At 65.6% G+C, this 17,245-nt stretch carries 17 protein-coding genes; 10 read left to right on the forward strand and 7 right to left on the reverse strand.

Annotated elements, in window-relative coordinates; all coding sequences use genetic code 11:
* Positions 1-172: 172 nt before the first annotated feature.
* The 10 genes from XI03_RS12070 to XI03_RS12115 all read left to right on the forward strand — a co-directional run bounded on the left by XI03_RS12070 (position 173) and on the right by XI03_RS12115 (position 11,478).
* Positions 173-1,810 carry a flagellar hook-length control protein FliK gene (locus XI03_RS12070; protein WP_152102423.1) on the forward strand — a complete coding sequence of 546 codons (1,638 nt, stop codon included), beginning with the start codon at positions 173-175 and terminating at the stop codon, positions 1,808-1,810.
* Positions 1,811-1,822: 12 nt separating this feature from the next.
* Complete coding sequence (locus XI03_RS12075; RefSeq protein WP_028140208.1) at positions 1,823-2,530, forward strand: flagellar hook assembly protein FlgD; 708 nt, start codon at positions 1,823-1,825, stop codon at positions 2,528-2,530.
* Between the two features lie 393 nt (positions 2,531-2,923).
* Positions 2,924-3,199: a CtrA inhibitor SciP gene (gene sciP / locus XI03_RS12080; protein WP_002714638.1), complete on the forward strand. Its 276-nt coding sequence runs from the start codon at positions 2,924-2,926 to the stop codon at positions 3,197-3,199.
* A 191-nt stretch (positions 3,200-3,390) separates the two neighbouring features.
* Positions 3,391-5,001, forward strand: coding sequence for a flagellar basal-body MS-ring/collar protein FliF (gene fliF / locus XI03_RS12085; RefSeq protein ID WP_028140209.1), 1,611 nt, complete (start codon positions 3,391-3,393; stop codon positions 4,999-5,001).
* Positions 5,002-5,048: 47 nt separating this feature from the next.
* Positions 5,049-6,140, forward strand: coding sequence for a flagellar motor switch protein FliG (gene fliG, locus XI03_RS12090; protein WP_028140210.1), 1,092 nt, complete (start codon positions 5,049-5,051; stop codon positions 6,138-6,140).
* The gene (locus tag XI03_RS12095; protein ID WP_018318402.1) at positions 6,140-6,763 is read left to right on the forward strand and encodes a FliH/SctL family protein; all 624 of its coding nucleotides are present in this window, start codon (positions 6,140-6,142) and stop codon (positions 6,761-6,763) included. The genes fliG and XI03_RS12095 overlap by 1 nt, the downstream gene beginning before the upstream one ends.
* A gap of 3 nt (positions 6,764-6,766) precedes the next feature.
* A complete protein-coding gene (gene fliN / locus XI03_RS12100) occupies positions 6,767-7,117 on the forward strand; it encodes a flagellar motor switch protein FliN (protein WP_018318401.1) in 351 nt (116 codons plus the stop codon).
* 33 nt (positions 7,118-7,150) lie between these two features.
* Positions 7,151-8,536, forward strand: a complete 1,386-nt coding sequence (gene flbD / locus XI03_RS12105) for a sigma-54-dependent transcriptional regulator FlbD (protein WP_028140211.1) — start codon at positions 7,151-7,153, stop codon at positions 8,534-8,536.
* A gap of 258 nt (positions 8,537-8,794) precedes the next feature.
* Positions 8,795-10,045: a vanadium-dependent haloperoxidase gene (locus XI03_RS12110; protein ID WP_038948487.1), complete on the forward strand. Its 1,251-nt coding sequence runs from the start codon at positions 8,795-8,797 to the stop codon at positions 10,043-10,045.
* Between the two features lie 284 nt (positions 10,046-10,329).
* A complete protein-coding gene (locus tag XI03_RS12115; protein WP_271592268.1) occupies positions 10,330-11,478 on the forward strand; it encodes a M20 family metallopeptidase in 1,149 nt (382 codons plus the stop codon).
* Between the two features lie 118 nt (positions 11,479-11,596).
* Here the strand turns inward: XI03_RS12115 and XI03_RS12120 are convergent, their stop codons facing one another.
* The 7 genes from XI03_RS12120 to XI03_RS12150 all read right to left on the reverse strand — a co-directional run bounded on the left by XI03_RS12120 (position 11,597) and on the right by XI03_RS12150 (position 17,232).
* On the reverse strand, positions 11,597-11,755 hold the full coding sequence (locus XI03_RS12120) for a hypothetical protein (RefSeq protein WP_018318398.1): 159 nt from the start codon (positions 11,753-11,755) through the stop codon (positions 11,597-11,599).
* Between the two features lie 94 nt (positions 11,756-11,849).
* Positions 11,850-12,431, reverse strand: a complete 582-nt coding sequence (locus XI03_RS12125; RefSeq protein WP_028140214.1) for a flavin reductase family protein — start codon at positions 12,429-12,431, stop codon at positions 11,850-11,852.
* Between the two features lie 32 nt (positions 12,432-12,463).
* Positions 12,464-13,291, reverse strand: coding sequence for an ATP-binding cassette domain-containing protein (locus XI03_RS12130; RefSeq protein WP_271592269.1), 828 nt, complete (start codon positions 13,289-13,291; stop codon positions 12,464-12,466).
* A 20-nt stretch (positions 13,292-13,311) separates the two neighbouring features.
* Positions 13,312-14,118 carry an aliphatic sulfonate ABC transporter permease SsuC gene (gene ssuC / locus XI03_RS12135; RefSeq protein ID WP_038970845.1) on the reverse strand — a complete coding sequence of 269 codons (807 nt, stop codon included), beginning with the start codon at positions 14,116-14,118 and terminating at the stop codon, positions 13,312-13,314.
* Positions 14,115-15,281: an FMNH2-dependent alkanesulfonate monooxygenase gene (gene ssuD / locus XI03_RS12140; RefSeq protein ID WP_097668382.1), complete on the reverse strand. Its 1,167-nt coding sequence runs from the start codon at positions 15,279-15,281 to the stop codon at positions 14,115-14,117. The genes ssuC and ssuD overlap by 4 nt, the downstream gene beginning before the upstream one ends.
* An 8-nt stretch (positions 15,282-15,289) precedes the next feature.
* On the reverse strand, positions 15,290-16,243 hold the full coding sequence (locus XI03_RS12145; RefSeq protein ID WP_097668370.1) for a sulfonate ABC transporter substrate-binding protein: 954 nt from the start codon (positions 16,241-16,243) through the stop codon (positions 15,290-15,292).
* Between the two features lie 38 nt (positions 16,244-16,281).
* Positions 16,282-17,232, reverse strand: coding sequence for a sulfonate ABC transporter substrate-binding protein (locus XI03_RS12150; protein ID WP_271592270.1), 951 nt, complete (start codon positions 17,230-17,232; stop codon positions 16,282-16,284).
* Between the last annotated feature and the right edge of the window lie 13 nt (positions 17,233-17,245).

A 17,245-nucleotide genomic window follows, 5' to 3' on the forward strand; every position in this document is an offset into this window, starting at 1 on the left:
GCCAGCTTAGGGCAATTCTTGCCGGGGAGGCAGAAATGGCGGGGTCGCAGCGGGCCCTGCGGCGACGGGATAAAATCCATAAACGATTGATTTTGCTACATAAATATACCTGAAAGGGCACTGGCCCGCTCCTTGCTCCCCTGATGCCGAAGATGTTTCCAAGGGGTCGCCTGTGGTCAGTCGTACGTCAGATGTCGTGGCCAGCGTGCAAGTTTCGAGCGCGCAGCAAAAGCCTGCGCGGTCGCAGAGCGCCAGGGAGCCGTCCGCGAACGACTCCTTCGGGTCGCTGGTCGACAGCAACACCCAGGCGATCAACACCAATGCGGCCTCGCAGGCCCAGGATAGCGCGCCGCGGCGGAGCGATTCGTCCTCCGCGGACAAGGGGCCGCGCGACACCTCGTCCACGGATGAATCCTCGCAGAGCAGGGCGAGCGACGACACCGACACCTCCGCGCCCGCCAGGAACGACAAGGCGAACGACAAGTCGAACGACACGACCACGGATGCGGCCAAGGACGCCGGCACGGCGAAGGACAAGGTCAAGGACAAGTCCGAGGCGTCGGACGCCAAATCGGCTGACACATCCGAGAAAACCAAGGACGACCAGACCGAGGGCACCGACACGCTCACCGCCGCGGTCGATGCCGCAGCAACCGCGCCGGCCGACGCGGCGCAGGCCGTGCCCGATCCGAACGCGATCGTGGTTGCCGCGCCGGTCGTCCCGGCCGATCCCAACGCGGCTGCAAACCAGGCCGCCACCGCCTCGCCGCTGACGATCGCCGCCGCCGGCATCGCCGCCAGCGCTTCGACCGCGGCGCAGATCGCGGGCACCAAGACCGACACCGCCACGCCCGCCGACAAGAGCGCCAAGACCGCCGGCGCCAAGGTCGACGCCGACACCACCGCGACGCTGGCCGATGCCGCGACCGGGGCAACCGACGCGGCCGCGACCGACGCCAAGGCGAGCGGCGGGTTGATCCCCGTCAACCAGGGCACGCCGAAGACCTCGTTCCAGGCCGCCGTCGCCACCGCACAAGGACAGTCGGACGTCTCCAATATCGGCCAGGACGCCGGCAAGGCGAACGCCGCCCCGACACAAGCGCCGGGCGCCGCGACCGCCGACGCCGCAGCGCATCCGCAAAGCGCCAAGCCGCAGGCAGATGGCGCAGCGACCGAGGCGAAGCCCGGCGCAGCGGACCGTACGCCCGACGCGATCCCGGCCGCACCGGCCGCCCACGCCCATGCCAATGCGCAGGCCGCTTTCAACACCGCCGACACCAGCGCGCAGGCCGCCTCCGCGATGCAGGCGCCGCTGACCAACACGACCTCGACCGCGTCCGCTTCGACCGCGACGCTGACCGCGACCGCGGCCAGTGCGACGGCGGTGCCGATCAACGGCGTGCCGGTGGAGATCGCGGCCGCCATCCGCTCCGGCAAGTCCCGCTTCGACATCAGCCTCGACCCGGCCGAGCTCGGCCGCATCGACGTCCGCATCAATGTCGACCGCAACGGCAACGTCACCTCGCATCTCACGGTGGAGAAGCCGGAGACGCTGCAGATGCTGCGCCAGGACGCGCCGCAATTGCAGCGCGCGCTCGATGATGCCGGCCTCAAGTCCGGCAGCAACGGGCTGTCCTTCAGCCTGCGCGACCAGAATTCGTCGGGCCAGAACTCCGGCCAGAACAACGACAATGGCGGCAATGCCCGCCGGCTGATCATCAGCGAGGACGACACCGCTGCTGCCGCACCCGTCGGGCGCGGCTATGGCCGCATGTACGGGCCGAGCGGCGGCGTCGACATCAGAGTGTAAGGAGTATCCGACATGACCACCACGACTGGCGCTACCGCTCCTGCTGTCGTCTCCGGCACGACCGACCTCCCGAAATCCTCCTCGTCGAACTCGCTGAGCTCGACCACGGGATCGACGCTCGCCGGCAACTTCCAGACCTTCCTGACGCTGCTGACCACGCAGCTGCAGAACCAGAACCCGCTCGATCCGCTCGACACCAACCAGTTTACGCAGCAGCTGGTGCAGTTCGCCGGCGTCGAGCAGCAGCTCAAGACCAACGATGCGCTGTCGCAGCTCGTCACCCTGCAGCAGACCACGCAGGCGACCCAGGCGCTGGGCTTCGTCGGCAAGACCGCCCTGGTCGACGGCTCGACCGCGACCATGACCAAGTCATCAGCCACCTGGCATCTCAACGTGCCGACCGACTCCACCGTCGACATCACCGTCGCCAATGCCAGCGGCCAGACCGTGTTCACCGGCAAATACACCGCCGCCGCCGGCACCGACATTCCCTTCACCTGGAACGGCATGGGCAATGACGGCACGCAATGGCCCGACGGCAAGTATACGATCACGGCAACGGGCAAGGACGTGGCGAACAACAATGTCGGCATCGCCGCCCAGGTGCAGGGCGTCGTGTCGTCGGTCGACCTGACCCAATCGCCGCCCCTGCTCACCATCGACGGCGCAAGCTACACACTGAGCCAGGTGAAGAGCATCATCGCCACCAGCAGCAATTAAAGGTGCGCGCCGCTGCTATATACTCGCTGTCATCCCCGCGAAGGCGGGGATCCATAGCCCCAGGGAGAAGTTTGGCGAAGACCAGGGGTTAGGACGTCATTCTTGGTACTGCTGCCCGCGTCTCATCGATAGATCACGCGGTATGGGTCCCTGCTTTCGCAGGGACGACATTGAGGGCCTCCGCGACACCGCGCTCCGGCTCCATTCGTTAGTAAAGTATTTACGAAGTCCCCCTCGACCGGCCCGGATTCCACCGTTTCGCCGGCCGACACGGCGCCGTTCCAGCCATTTTCAACGAGAATTGTATTGAAGCCTTAGGCTTAGCGGATTTTTAAGCCGCCGGGCGTAGGGTTACGGGCGTGAGTTCAGTGGTTGAGAGTTTGTGAGTACGCCATGACAGAACCCCATCGCCCGAGGGTAAAATACGTCATCGGGCCGGACGGCAGTCCGTTGACGATCGCGGATCTGCCTGCACCCGGCACCAAACGCTGGGTCATCCGCCGCAAGGCCGAAGTCGTCGCCGCCGTCCGTGGTGGACTTCTCTCGCTGGAGGAGGCCTGTAGCCGTTATACCCTGACGGTCGACGAATTCCTCTCCTGGCAGTTTTCCATCGACCAGCATGGTCTGGCGGGTCTTCGCACCACCCGCATCCAGCAATATCGCCAGTAGGCGATCCGGAAATCTGCGGCTTTTGACGAAAATCGGCCTCGCCCTGCGAGGCCGATTTTTTCATATCGGTCCTTTGCGCGACTTTTGTCCGACCTCTTAACCTTCGTTAACCATATCGAAACCATCACCTAGGCAATAATTGCCCAGTCGGCCTTTCCTGTGAAAGCGGCCGAATCTGTTGGGGCGGTTGCTTGCAAGGTCTTGCGGACTTTTTGAAGAGTATCGGCGCCGCCCGGTTCGGGGCGATGATCGCGGTCACCGCCGCGCTCATCGGCTTTTTCGCGTTCGTCATCATGCGCGTCACCACGCCGCAGATGACGACGCTGTTCACCGACCTCAGCGTCGAGGATTCCTCCGGCATTATCAAGGACCTGGAACGCCAGGGCATCCAGTTCGAGATCCGCAACGAGGGCAGCATCATCATGGTGCCCAAGGACAAGGTCACGCGCCTGCGGATGAAGCTCGCCGAGGGCGGCCTGCCCAAGGGGGGCGGCGTCGGCTACGAGGTGTTCGACAAGTCGGACGCGCTCGGCACCACCTCCTTCGTCCAGAACATCAATCACCTCCGCGCGCTGGAAGGTGAGCTCGCCCGCACCATCCGTGCCATCGACCGCATCCAGGCCGCCCGCGTCCATCTGGTGCTGCCCGAGCGCCCGCTGTTTGCGCGCGAGGCGCCGGAGCCGTCGGCCTCGATCGTGGTCCGCGTCCGCGGCTCGCTGGAGGCCCAGCAGATCCGCGCCATCCGCCACCTCGTCGCCTCCGCCGTCAACGGATTGAAGCCGCAGCGGGTCTCGATCGTCGACGAGGCCGGCCAGCTGCTCGCCGACGGCGCCGCCACCGATCCGGAGCAGGCGGTCGGCGACGAGCGCCGCATCTCCTTCGAGAAGCGGATGCGCAAGCAGGTCGAGGACATCGTCTCCTCCGTGGTCGGCTCGGGCCGCGCCCGCGTCCAGCTCTCCGCCGATTTCGACTTCAACAAGATCACCCAGACCTCGGACAAGTTCGACCCCGAGGGCCGCGTGCTGCGCTCGAGCCAGACCCGCGAAGAGCAGAGCATGACCGCCGACAACAACGGCCAGGTCACCGTCAACAACGAGCTGCCCGGCAACCAGCAGAACAACGGCGTCGCGGCCAAGGACCAGAGCAAGAAGTCCGAAGAGACCAACAATTACGAGATCTCCCGCACCACCAAGACCGAAGTGACCGAAGCCGGCCGGGTCAACCGCATCTCGGTCGCGGTGCTGGTCGACGGCATCTACTCCAAGAACGACAAGGGCGAGCTGGCCTATCAGGACCGCACCAAGGAGCAGCTCGACCGCATCGCCACGCTGGTGCGCTCGGCGATCGGCTTCGACCAGAAGCGCGGCGACCAGGTGGAGGTCGTCAATCTGCGCTTTGCGGATGCGCCCTCCACTGCCCCGATCGGCGAGCCCGGCGGCTTCCTCGGCATGCTCCAGTTCACCAAGGACGACGTCATGTACTTCGTCGAGCTCGGCGTGATGATGCTGCTCGGCCTGATCGTGCTGTTCCTGGTGATCCGCCCGCTGGTCAAGCGCATCCTGGCCTCCGACGAAGTCGCCGCCGCCATCTCCGGCGTTCTCGCCGGCCCGGCGGCCTCGGAAGAGACCGCGCCGGCCGGCCAGGCGCTGCTGCCGAGCGGCGCCGCCAGCGCGATCGACGTTGCCACCATCCAGGGCCAGGTCCACGCCCAGTCCGTTCATCGCGTCGGCGAACTCGCCGAGCGTAACCCCAACGAAACCGTCGCCATCATCCGCCAGTGGCTGACCGAACCTGCCAAGTAATCCGCACCAAGTGATCCCTCGCCAAGTGAATCAAGAAGTGATCTGACATGGCCGCCAGTCTGCAAAACGCCAACTCGAACGACATCACCAGCGTCATTTCCACGCTCGGCCAGCGTGCCGGCAGCCGCGCGGGCAACGCGGTCGAAGCGGTGTCTGGGCCGAAGCGCGCGGCGATCCTGATGCTGGCGCTCGGCGAGCAATATGGCGGCAAGATCTGGGGACTGCTCGACGACGACGAGGTGCGCCAGCTCTCGCTGGAGATGTCGACGCTCGGCACCGTCGAGGTCGACACCGTCGAGGACATGCTGCTCGAATTCGTCTCGCGCATGTCGGCATCGGGCGCGCTGATGGGCAATTTCGACGCCACCGAGCGGCTGCTGCAGCAATATCTGGCGCCCGAGCGCGTCAACGGCATCATGGACGAGATCCGCGGCCCCGCGGGACGCAACATGTGGGAGAAGCTCTCCAACGTGCAGGAAGAGGTGCTCGCCAACTATCTCAAGAACGAATATCCGCAGACCATCGCGGTGGTGCTCTCGAAGCTGAAACCGGAACACGCCGCGCGCGTTCTCGGCATCTTCCCCGAGGAGCTTGCGCTCGACGTCGTCAATCGCATGCTGAAGATGGAGGCGGTGCAGAAGGAGGTGATCGAGAGCGTGGAGAAGACCCTGCGCACCGAATTCATGTCCAACCTGTCGCAGACCCGCCGCCGCGACGCCCACGAGGTGATGGCGGAGATCTTCAACAATTTCGACCGCCAGACCGAGACCCGTTTCATCACCTCGCTGGAAGAGGACAACCGCGAATCGGCCGAGCGCATCAAGGCGCTGATGTTCACCTTCGACGACCTCGTGAAGCTGGATTCCGGCTCGGCCCAGACGTTGATGCGCAACGTCGACAAGGACAAGCTCGGCGTCGCGCTCAAGAGCGCCAACGAGGACGTCCGCAACTTCTTCTTCGGCAACATGTCCTCGCGCGCTGCCAAGATGCTCCAGGACGACATGGCGGCGATGGGCCCGGTGCGGCTGCGCGACGTCGACGAGGCCCAGGCGCTGCTGGTCAACCTCGCCAAGGATCTCGCCGCCAAGGGCGAGATCATGCTGACCAAGAACCGCGCCGACGACGAACTGGTGTATTGATGGCCGCTCCGGCAAAATTCCTGTTCGATACCGACTTCGCGGCGCCCGAGCGGACGACACGCGAGAAGGCCGCGACCGCTGCGGAGATCGCCCAGAAGGTCGCGGAAGCCGAGGCGCGCGCCTATCAGGACGGCTTTGCCGCCGGCCAGCAGGAGGCCAAGGCCGAGAGCGACCGCCGCGTCGCGCTTGCCATGGAAGAGATCAATATCGGCATCCGCGGCATCGCATCCGGCATCGGCAACATCGAATCCAAGATGGAAACCGAGGCGGTCGACGTCGCGGTGGCGGTTGCGCGCAAGCTGTGCGCAGACCTGGTCGCCGCCGAGCCGCTCGGCGAGATCGTCGCACTGGTCAAGGACTGCTTCTCGCATCTGGTCGCGACACCGCATCTGGTAGTCCGCATCAACGACGCGCTCTACGACAGCGCCCGCGAGAAGATCGAGCGGCTCGCCAAGCAGAGCGGCTTCGAAGGACGGCTGGTAATCCTGGCCGAGCCGGAGATTGCGACCGGCGACTGCCGGATCGAATGGGCCGATGGCGGCGTCGTGCTGGAGCGCGGCGCCATCGCGGCCAAGATCGACGAAATGGTTGGACGCTATGTCGCGTCCCGCAGGGGGAGCTAAGCCATGAGCGATACCGACGGACAGGTCCCGCTGCCCGATCTCAACGGCCCGATGCCGCCCACCGGCACGGATGTCGGCTACAACGAGGACGAATATGCGGCGCGTGCCGCCGCCGATCTCGAGGCGGTGTTCGACGTTCCCGTGCAGGTCTCGGCCGTGCTCGGCCGCTCGAAGATGGACGTCAGTGAGCTCCTGAAGCTCGGACCCGGTACCGTGCTCGAGCTCGACCGGCGCGTCGGCGAGGCCATCGACATCTACGTCAACAACAAGCTGGTCGCCCGCGGTGAAGTCGTCCTGGTCGAGGACAAGCTCGGCGTGACTATGACCGAAATCATCAAGACCGAACGCAGCTGATAGCGCGCGCGACCAGACGGACAGGAGACTGACATGCGGCTTCTCATCGTTGGCACATTGAAGGGCCAGCTCACCACCGCCACCAAGATCGCGATGGACAACGGCGCCACCGTGACCCATGCCGAGGATCACGACCAGGCCATGCGCGTGCTGCGCGGCGGCAAGGGCGCCGACCTCCTGCTGGTCGACGTCGCCCTCGACATCCGCGACCTCGTGATGCGGCTCGAGGCCGAGCACATTCATGCCCCGATCGTAGCCTGCGGCATCACCAACGACGCCCGCGCCGCGGTCGCCGCGATCCACGCCGGCGCCAAGGAATACATCCCGCTGCCGCCGGACCCGGAGCTGATCGCCGCGGTGCTGGCCGCAGTCGCCAACGATTCCCGCGAGCTGGTCTATCGCGACGAGGCGATGGCGAAGGTGATCAAGCTGGCGCAGCAGATCGCAGGATCCGACGCCTCGGTAATGGTCACCGGTGAGTCCGGAACGGGTAAGGAAGTGCTGGCCCGCTACGTCCACACCCGCTCGGCGCGCGCCAAGCGCCCCTTCATCTCCATCAACTGCGCCGCTATTCCCGAGCATCTCCTGGAATCCGAGCTGTTCGGCCACGAGAAGGGCGCCTTCACCGGCGCGATCGCGCGCCGCATCGGCAAGTTCGAGGAGGCGACCGGCGGCACGCTGCTGCTGGACGAAATCTCCGAGATGGACGTCCGCCTGCAATCGAAACTGCTGCGCGCCATCCAGGAGCGCGTGATCGACCGCGTCGGCGGCACCAAGCCGGTGCCGGTCGACATCCGCATCATCGCGACCTCGAACCGTAATCTGGCCGAGGCCGTGCGCGAAGGCACGTTCCGCGAGGACCTGCTGTTCCGCCTCAACGTCGTCAACCTGAAGATCCCGCCGCTGCGTGAGCGTCCCCTCGACATCCTCGAGCTCGCCCAGCACTTCGTGAAGAAGTACGCCGAAGCCAACGGAGTGCCGGTGCGCCCGATCTCGGCGGAAGCGCGCCGCGTGCTCTCGGCCAACCGCTGGCAGGGCAACGTCCGCGAGCTCGAAAACACCATGCACCGCTCCGTGCTGATGGCGCAGGGCGACGAGATCGGAGCCGACGCGATCCTCACCCCGGACGGCGACCGCCTCGACCTCGCGAAAACCGTGCCGGCCGTGGCGCATGCCACGATGGCCGCCGAGCAGGTGACGCGCGCGCTGGTGGGGCGCACCGTCGCCGATGTCGAGCGCGACCTGATCCTGGAGACACTGAAGCACTGCCTCGGCAACCGGACCCATGCCGCCAACATCCTGGGCATCTCGATCCGCACGCTGCGCAACAAGCTCAACGAATATTCCGACGGCGGCATCCCGATCACGCCCGCGGGAACGCCGGGCGAGTATCCGCGCATGCCGATGATGGGAGCGTAAGGGCTTCTGACAAAATTGAGATGCGAATGCCCGGGCCAGTCCCGGGCATTTTTCTTTGCGGGGTAGTGCTATGCTGGTGTCGTCCCCGCCTGCTGCGCAATTGCGCGTGGGGCCGGGACAGCGCCGGGAGGAACGGTGCGTGAAGCAGTTCACAAAGGACACGCCGCAACATCGTTAGAGTCCCGATGCCGCTTGGCAGGATGCCGGCGAGGTGCCGCATCCGCGTTTCGCGAACCTCCTCAACCGAAAGGGCACGCCATGAAATACGCTTCGTGGACGATCTCCCGCTTTTCGCTGATTGCAGCGCTGATCTCGGCCACCGCGCCGCTTGCGCGCGCGGACGTAATCATGGACTGGAACGCCAAAGCCGATGCGATCGCCGCCGAGAAACAGATTCTTCCGGCGCCGCACAGCCGCGCCTTGTCCATGATGCACGTTGCAATGTTCGAGGCCGTCAATGCGATCGACCGCCGCTACGCGCCTTACAAGGTCACGCTGTCCGCGGAGCGTTCGACCTCGCGGGAAGCCGCGGGGGCAGTTGCGGCTCACGACGTGCTGCTGTCGATCTATCCGGACCTCAAGCCGGACCTGGATGCGACACTGACGAACGCGCTGACGCCGATTGCCGAGGGCGAGTCCAAGAGCGCCGGCATCGCGCTCGGGAAAGAAGCTGCGGCGCAGATCATCCAGCTTCGCGCGAACGATGGCAGCGCCGCCGTGGAAACGTACCGGCCCCCGACCACACCGGGCGCCTATATTCCAACCGTCGTCCCGCTCTTCTCGACCACCGGTGCGACAACGCCGTGGGTCATGGCGTCCGGATCGCAGTTTCGCCCCGGACCACCGCCGGCACTCGATTCAGAGGTTTGGACCAGGGACGTCAACGAAATCCGCGAGGTCGGCGGCAGAGGCAGCCCGACCCGGACACCCGAGCAGACGACGATCGGCCGCTTCTGGTTCTCTGTCGGCGCCCGCACCTACAATCCCATCGTGAGGCAGGCCGCCTTGGCCAAGGGAGTGGATCTCGTCGACTGCGCCCGCCTGTTCGCCCTGACGTCGATTGCCGGGAACGATGCCATCGTTGCCGTGTTCGACGCCAAGTACCATTACAATTTCTGGCGCCCGATCACGGCCATACGCAATGCCGATCTGACCTCGAATGCCGCAACGCCTCGCGATCCCTCCTGGCTGCCGCTTGGGGACACGCCGATGCATCCTGAATATCCCTGCGCTCACTGCATCATCTCGGCCGCAATTTCGACCGTGCTCCAGACCGTCGTTGGAGATTTTGGCGAGTTCTCACTGACCAGCCCGACGGCGCCAGGGGTCACGCGCAAATGGTCGCGGCTCCAGGACTATAGCGACGAAGTCTCCAATGCGCGCATCTGGGCCGGCTTCCACTACCGGTTCTCGACCGAAGTCGGCAAGGACATGGGTCGGAAGATCGGCGCGCTGGTCGTCGCGACGCAGCTTCGCGGTGTGGAGGCAATGGCGGAACCGAAGCGTTAGAATGCCCGGGGCGGGTCCCGGGCGTTCTTCTTTGCGAGCGGGGCTCGCACCGCCGCCCCACCCTCCGCCGTCGTCCTGGCGAAAGCCAGGACCCATTACGCCAGGGGGGAGTTTGGCGAAGATTCGTCGTTCGGTACCTCTGTCGCCTTCAGTCGATAGATTCCGCCGTATGGATCCCCGCGTTCGCGGGGACGACAGCGATGGACATGGCCGCACCGCGTTCTCCGACTAGGTCGCACGCATGCGAAGCCCTATAACCCCGCGTGAGAACCACGAGGGTAAACATGTCTCAATCTCAAATCACGGACTGGCTGGCATCGCAGCGGCAGGCGATGATCGATCTGCTTCGCGATGTCGTGAACATCGATTCCGGCTCCTACGACAAGGAGGGCGTCGATGCGGTCGGTGCGCGGTTCGAGCGGCATTTTGCCGAGCATGGCATTCCGTTCCGGCGCGAGAGCCACGACGCCTTCGGCGACGCGATCCATGCCGAGGTGGCCAAGCCCGGCAGCAACGAGAAGCCGGTGCTGTTGATGGGACACCGCGACACCGTGTTCGGCAAGGGTGAAGCGGAGCGGCGCCCGTTCACGATCAGGGACGGCCGCGCCTATGGGCCTGGCGTCGCCGACATGAAGTCCGGCGTCGTCATGAACATCTTCGTCGCGACCGCCTTCCACAAATTCGGCGGCAACCCGCATCCGATCAAGCTGCTGATCACCTCGGACGAGGAGATCGGCTCGCCGTCCTCGCGGCCCGTGATCGAGCGTGAAGGCCGCTCCGCCCGCGCCGTGTTCAATTCCGAGCCGGGCCGCCCCACCGGCAACGTCGTGACGGGCCGCAAGGGCGGCATCTTCATGCATCTCGGCATCACCGGCAAAGCCGCGCATTCCGGCGCCAATTTCGCCGCGGGTGTCAGCGCGATCGGCGAGCTCGCGCACAAGATCGTGCAGATCCACGCGCTGACCGATCTCGACAAGGGCATCACGCTCAATGTCGGCCTGGTCTCGGGCGGACAGTCCGTCAACACCACGGCGCCTTACGCCGAGGGCCAGATCGACCTGCGCTATGTCGATCCGGCGGATCGTGCGCGGGTGATGGACGCGATCGAGACCATCGTCGCGAAATCTTTCGTGCCGGGCACGCGTGCGACGCTGACCATCAAGGGCGAGTTCGTGCCCGTGGTGCAGAGCGCGGATTCGAAGGCGCTGTTCGAGAACTACCAGGCGGCTGCAAGAGAGGCCGGCCTCACCACGCTCCAGGGCGAGTTCTCCGGCGGCTGCGCCGATTCCGGCTTCACCGCCGCCGTGGGCACGCCGACCATCTGCGGCCTCGGGCCGGTCGGCGGCCTCGCGCACACGCCGGAGGAGTATCTCGATATCGACAGCATCGTGCCGCGCGCGCAAGCGCTGGCGCTGGCGATTTTGCGGGGATGAATGCAGGTGCCGTAGGGTGGGCAAAGCGAAGCGTGCCCACGATTTGACGGCAATTGGAACGAGATGGTGGGCACGGCGCAAGTGCGCCTTTGCCCACCCTACGAAACCTCCCGAGTGTCTACGAATAACTCGGCGCGTCCGGCTTGCGGAAGATGTGGATGGGATCGCCGGGGATGATCACGGGCTGGCCCGAGAACATCGCGTAGGCGTAGAGCGCAAGATAGGCGATCGCCAGCGCGCCGATGGCATAGAACGCCCAGGTCGCGACGCGCTTCATCGATCCGCTCCATTGCCGTCCCGGCGGGAGGCTCAGGCGCTTCTAGAGCGATGACGGGGAAAAGGCCAGCCTTCCGCGCCGGCCACCCGCGCGATCAAAGGCCGCGCCGGCCGCGCGCGGGAACGCTCACGTCCGCAAGCCTCGCGGCGTCCTCGTCCTGGTCGACCGCCACGTACTGGCCATGCCAATAGGCCAGCGCCGCGTTGCGGGTGGAATTCCTGACGTTCCTGACACGGCCGATGACGATGCCGTGCGAATGTCGCTCCACGATCTCCTCGACCTCGCAATCGAAGGCCGACAGCGCGCCGACGAGCAGCGGAACGCCCGAGACCGCCGTCACCCATTTGGCGCCCGTGAAACGGTCAGCGCCCTTCAGCCCGTCCTTGCCGGCAAAGCGTTCGGCGACGTCGAGCTGGTCGGCGTTGAGGATGTTCACGCCGAAAGCGCCGTGGCGCCGGATCAAGGGGAAGGACGAGGCGTCGCGATTGATGCTGACCAGCAGCGTCGGCGGCTCGACCGACAGCGAGGTCACCGAGGTCACCGTCATGCCGGTGATGTCCTTGCCCCGCCCGGCCGTGATGACGCTGACGCCGCCGGTGAGATGGCGCATGGCGCCGCGGAAATCGGCGGACGAGACGGGGATTTCAGTCATGAGATCGCGAGGCACTACATTCATGGCATGGTCCCCGAGACGGGGTTCCCTTGTATCTAGATACGATCGTCCGCCGACAACAGGTGGCTCAGGATCGAGCCCTCCAGACCCGCAAGTTCGGCCGAGCCGCGCTGGCGCGGCCGGCTCGCGTGAACCACGACATCATGGGCGATGCGGCCCTCTTCGATCACCAGCACCCGGTCCGCCAGCGCCACGGCCTCGGCGACGTCATGGGTCACCAAAATCGCAGTAAAGCCCTGGTCGCGCCAGACACGCTCCAAAAGGCGCTGCATCGAGATCCGGGTCAGCGCATCCAGCGCACCAAGCGGCTCGTCGAAGGCCAGCACGCGCGGACGGGAAACCAGCGCACGGCCGAGCGCGACGCGCTGCTTCTGGCCGCCCGACAGCACCGACGGCCACTGGTCGCGCTTGTCGGCAAGGCCGACCTCGCTCAAGGCCTTCTCGGCGCGCGCATGGGCATCGGCGGAGGCACGATCGCGGCCGAGGCCAACCTCGACATTGGCCAGCACCCGCGCCCAGGGCAGAAGCCGCGGCTCCTGGAACATGACGCGGATGTCCTCGGGCTGAATGTCCTGGCCGAAGCTGATGCTGCCGGCGTCGATCTTGTCGAGGCCCGCGATGAGGCGCAGCAGCGTGCTCTTGCCGCAACCACTTTTTCCCACGATGGCGACGAACTGGCCGGCGGGAATGTGCAAATCGATGCCGCGCAGCACCTCGTTGCTACCGAAGGATTTGCGCAAGCCCCGGATGCTGAGCGGCAGGCCGGTGCTTTGCGCCTCGCGCACGACGCGCGCGTGAGGCGCAAAATTGGCGCGGCTGGCGAGCTCGGTTTCCGGAAGGGAGCTACGAACGGCTGTCTGCATGTGATTCCCAGTATCTCTGCTCAATTTTTCTGGAAGGCGGGGTGCCAGGAGAGCGTCAAACGCTCCAGCACGCGGGAGGCGCTGTCGGCGAGCTTGCCGAGCAGGGCGTAGATCAGGATCGAGAGCACGACGACGTCGATCAGCATGAACTCGCGCGCCTGCATCGCCATGTAGCCGAGGCCCGATGACGCCGCGATGGTCTCGGCGACGATCAGGGTCAGCCACATGATGCCGAGCGCGAAGCGGATACCGACGAAGATCGACGGCAGCGCGCCCGGGAAGATCACACGGCGGAACAATTCGCCGTCGGTCATGCCGTAGATGCGGCCCATCTCGACCAACTGCGGATCGACGGTGCGGATGCCGTGCAGCGTGTTGAGGTAGATCGGGAAGAACACGCCCAGCGCCACCAGGAACAGTTTTGCGCTCTCGTCGATGCCGAACCACAGGATGACCAGCGGGATCAGCGCCAGATGCGGCACGTTGCGCACCATCTGCAACGTGGTGTCGGTGAGTTTTGCCGAAAGCTGCGACAGGCCGTTGGCGAGGCCGAACGCGAAGCCGATGCTGCCGCCGATCAGGAAACCGATCGAGGCGCGCCAGAACGAGACCCAGATGTTGCGGACGAGCTCGCCGGAGAGCAGCAGCTTCCAGCCGGCGAGCAGGACGTCGCTCGGGGCCGGCAGCACCCGCGTCGGCACGAAGCCGGTCACGCTAGCGACCTGCCAGATCGCGATGATGGCGAGCGGCACGATCCACTGGATCAGGCCGTCGATCCGCGGCAAACGAAAGCTGCGCGGAAGTGAAACGCTGTCGATCACGCTCATGACTGCGACACCCGATGTTGCGGACGGAAGTCGCTGCCGACCGTCTCGCCGAACGGACCGCCGTTGAAGTGCAGCTTCGTCACGTTGGAGGGCTGCTCCAGCGAGAGCAGCGGGAACACCAGCTCGGCGAAGCGATAGGCCTCCTCCAGATGCGGATAGCCCGACATGATGAAGGTATCGATGCCGATCTCCTGATACTCCCTGATCCGGGCCGCCACCGTCTCGGCGTCGCCCACCAGCGCCGTGCCGGCGCCGCCACGCACGAGGCCGACGCCGGCCCACAGGTTCGGGGCGATCTCGAGCTTGTCGCGCTTGCCGCCGTGAAGCTGCGCCATGCGCTGCTGGCCGACGGAGTCCATGCGGGCAAAGTTCTTCTGCGCCAGCGCGATGGTGTCGTCGCTGACATGCCTGATCAGCTCGTTCGCGGCACCCCAGGCCTCCTCGTTGGTTTCGCGAACGATCACATGAAGGCGGATGCCGAAGGACAGCTTGCGGCCGCGCGCGCTCGCGACCTCCCTCACCTTGGCGATCTTCTCGGCCACCAGGGCCGGCGGCTCGCCCCAGGTGAGATATTTATCGACGGTATCGACGGCGACGTCGATGCCGGCGTCCGAGGAGCCGCCGAAATAGAGCGGCGGGCGCGGCGACTGCACCGGCGGAAACAGCAGCTTGCCGCCCTCGACATGGATGTGCTTGCCCTCGACATTGACCGTCTTGCCGGCGAGCAGGTCGCTATAGACGCCCAGGAACTCGCGGGTGACCTCGTAGCGCTCGTCATGGCCGAGGAAGATGCCGTCGCCCTTGTTCTCGACGGGATCGCCGCCGGTGACGACGTTGACGAGCAGCCGGCCGCCCGTGACGCGATCGAGCGTCGCGGTCATGCGCGCCGCAACGCTCGGCGATTGCAGGCCGGGCCTGACAGCCACGAGGTAACGCAGCCGTTCGGTGAACGGTGCGACTGCGGAGGCGACGATCCAGGAATCCTCGCAGGACCGCCCGGTCGGCAGCAGCACGCCGAAATAGCCGAGCTGATCGGCGGCCTGCGCGATCTGGCGCAGATAGTTGAAATTGACCTCACGGCCGCCGACGCCGGTGCCGAGATAGCGGCCGTCGCCGTGGGTCGGCAGGAACCAGAGAATGTTGGTGTTGGGTTGCTTGCTCATGACCTTGCTCACGATCCTGACTTCCGAGCCACATCGGAGATCTTGATGGATTTGGGGATCAGGCCCAGCGCGAAGAACGCGTCGGCTACCTGCTGCTGGTCGGCGATGACGGCATCCGTGATCGGCTTGATGCCGTAGGACTGTCGCTTTAACGCCACCTCGACCACGGGCACCGACAATCCGATCGCCGGAGCAAGTTGCTCGGCTACTGCATGGATATCGCCCTTGGCCCAATCGTCGACCGTGCTGAGCTCGGCGAGCACGACGTCGACGATCTCAGGATTGGCACCGAGGAATTTCTTCGAGGCAAAGTAGAACTGATAGTTGGCGACGATGCCGGTGCCGTCAGCGAGCGTGCGCGCGCCGGTGGCCGCCTCCGCCGCCGCCTGGAACGGATCCCAGATCACCCAGGCATCGACCGCGCCGCGCTCGAAGGCGGCGCGCGCGTCGGCGGGTGCGAGGAACACGGGCTCAACTTCCGAATACTTCACGCCCGCTTTCTCCAGCGCCTTGACCAGGAGGTAGTGGACGTTAGAGCCCTTGTTGAGCGCGACCTTCTTGCCTTTGAGGTCGGCGACCGACTTCAGCGGACTGTCCTTTGGCACCAGGATCGCCTCGCCCTTCGGCGCCGGTGGCTCATAGGCGACATACTGGATCGGCGCGCCGGCGGCCTGCGCGAAGATCGGCGGGGCTTCGCCGGTGTTGCCGAAATCGATCGCGCCGACATTGAGCGCTTCGAGCAGCGGCGGGCCGGAGGGGAATTCGGTCCACACCACCTTGTAGCCGTCGGCGGCGAGCTTCGGCTCGAGTGTGCCCTTGCTCTTGAGCAGCACCAGCTTGCCGTATTTCTGGTAGCCGATGCGGACCACCTTGTCCTGACCGTAGGACGTGCCGACCGCGGCAGCGACGATGCCGATCGACAGCACGACGGCCGCGATCAGACGCTGAATGATACGCCTCATGTTCAAACCCCTGTGTGTGGGAAGGCTGGTCGGCACGATCAGGCTGCCGGGTTGCGCCAGACGATGTCGCGGATCGCGATCGGCTTCGGGATCAGGCCGAGCTTGTAGAAGCGATCGGCGACGCCCTGCTGGGTCGCGACGATGTCATCGGTGACGGGCCCGACGACGAAGGACGACCGGTTGGCCGCGATGGTCTGGATCTCCAGCGGAATGCCGGTCACCGCGGCGAGAGACTTCGCGACCTCGTCGCGATGCTGCTCGGCCCATCTGGCGGTCGCGGTGGTGACGTCGACGATCTGCTGCAGGATCGCGCCGTGGTTCTTCGCGAAATCGCGGTTGGCGATGTAGAAGGAATTGGTCTTGGTGACCTCGCGCGCGTTGATCAGGATGCGGCCGCTCTGTTTGGTCTCACCGATCGCGAAGTACGGATCCCAGATCGCCCAGGCCTCGATGCTGCCATTGGCAAAGGCGGGGCCTGCGTCCGGCGGCGTCAGATAGACCGGTGTGATGTCGGCATAGGTGAGGCCCGCCTTCTCCAGCGTCTGCACCACGATGTTGTGCGCGCTGGAGCCCTTGGTGAAGCCGACACGCTTGCCTTTCAGCTCACCGATCGCGCGGATCGGCGAATCCTTTGGCACCAAAATGCCCTGGCCGTTGGTGATGGGCTGGCCCGCGGCATAGACGATCGCGACGCCCGCGGCCTGCGCGAACACCGGCGGGGAATCACCGACCGCGCCGTAATCGACGCTGCCGACATTCATCGCCTCCATCATCGGCGGGCCCGAGGAGAACTCGACCCACTTCACCTCGATGCCCAGGGGCGTGAAATGTTTTTCCAGCGCGGCCTGCTGGCGCGTGATGACCAGCACGCCGTTCTTCTGGTAGCCGACACGAATTTCCTTCACCGCGCCTTGCGCGATCGCAGGCGAGGCGAGCGCAGCGGCGGCTGCGGTTCCGATGGAGAGCTTGAGAAAGTCACGACGCTGCATTCCACACTCCCGG

Source organism: Bradyrhizobium sp. CCBAU 65884 (genome assembly GCF_028128835.1).
Taxonomy (GTDB): Bacteria; Pseudomonadota; Alphaproteobacteria; order Rhizobiales; family Xanthobacteraceae; genus Bradyrhizobium; species Bradyrhizobium ottawaense.

What these genes read in the sequence shown, in the direction of transcription:
- XI03_RS12125 (WP_028140214.1), bottom strand. Translation starts at nt 12,431, where the DNA reads ATGAATGTAGTGCCTCGCGATCTCATGACTGAAATCCCCGTCTCGTCC.
- XI03_RS12130 (WP_271592269.1), bottom strand. Translation starts at nt 13,291, where the DNA reads ATGCAGACAGCCGTTCGTAGCTCCCTTCCGGAAACCGAGCTCGCCAGC.
- fliN (WP_018318401.1), top strand. Translation starts at nt 6,767, where the DNA reads ATGAGCGATACCGACGGACAGGTCCCGCTGCCCGATCTCAACGGCCCG.
- XI03_RS12095 (WP_018318402.1), top strand. Translation starts at nt 6,140, where the DNA reads ATGGCCGCTCCGGCAAAATTCCTGTTCGATACCGACTTCGCGGCGCCC.
- flbD (WP_028140211.1), top strand. Translation starts at nt 7,151, where the DNA reads ATGCGGCTTCTCATCGTTGGCACATTGAAGGGCCAGCTCACCACCGCC.
- XI03_RS12120 (WP_018318398.1), bottom strand. Translation starts at nt 11,755, where the DNA reads ATGAAGCGCGTCGCGACCTGGGCGTTCTATGCCATCGGCGCGCTGGCG.
- ssuD (WP_097668382.1), bottom strand. Translation starts at nt 15,281, where the DNA reads ATGAGCAAGCAACCCAACACCAACATTCTCTGGTTCCTGCCGACCCAC.
- sciP (WP_002714638.1), top strand. Translation starts at nt 2,924, where the DNA reads ATGACAGAACCCCATCGCCCGAGGGTAAAATACGTCATCGGGCCGGAC.
- XI03_RS12150 (WP_271592270.1), bottom strand. Translation starts at nt 17,232, where the DNA reads ATGCAGCGTCGTGACTTTCTCAAGCTCTCCATCGGAACCGCAGCCGCC.
- XI03_RS12110 (WP_038948487.1), top strand. Translation starts at nt 8,795, where the DNA reads ATGAAATACGCTTCGTGGACGATCTCCCGCTTTTCGCTGATTGCAGCG.
- fliG (WP_028140210.1), top strand. Translation starts at nt 5,049, where the DNA reads ATGGCCGCCAGTCTGCAAAACGCCAACTCGAACGACATCACCAGCGTC.
- XI03_RS12075 (WP_028140208.1), top strand. Translation starts at nt 1,823, where the DNA reads ATGACCACCACGACTGGCGCTACCGCTCCTGCTGTCGTCTCCGGCACG.
- XI03_RS12145 (WP_097668370.1), bottom strand. Translation starts at nt 16,243, where the DNA reads ATGAGGCGTATCATTCAGCGTCTGATCGCGGCCGTCGTGCTGTCGATC.
- ssuC (WP_038970845.1), bottom strand. Translation starts at nt 14,118, where the DNA reads ATGAGCGTGATCGACAGCGTTTCACTTCCGCGCAGCTTTCGTTTGCCG.
- XI03_RS12115 (WP_271592268.1), top strand. Translation starts at nt 10,330, where the DNA reads ATGTCTCAATCTCAAATCACGGACTGGCTGGCATCGCAGCGGCAGGCG.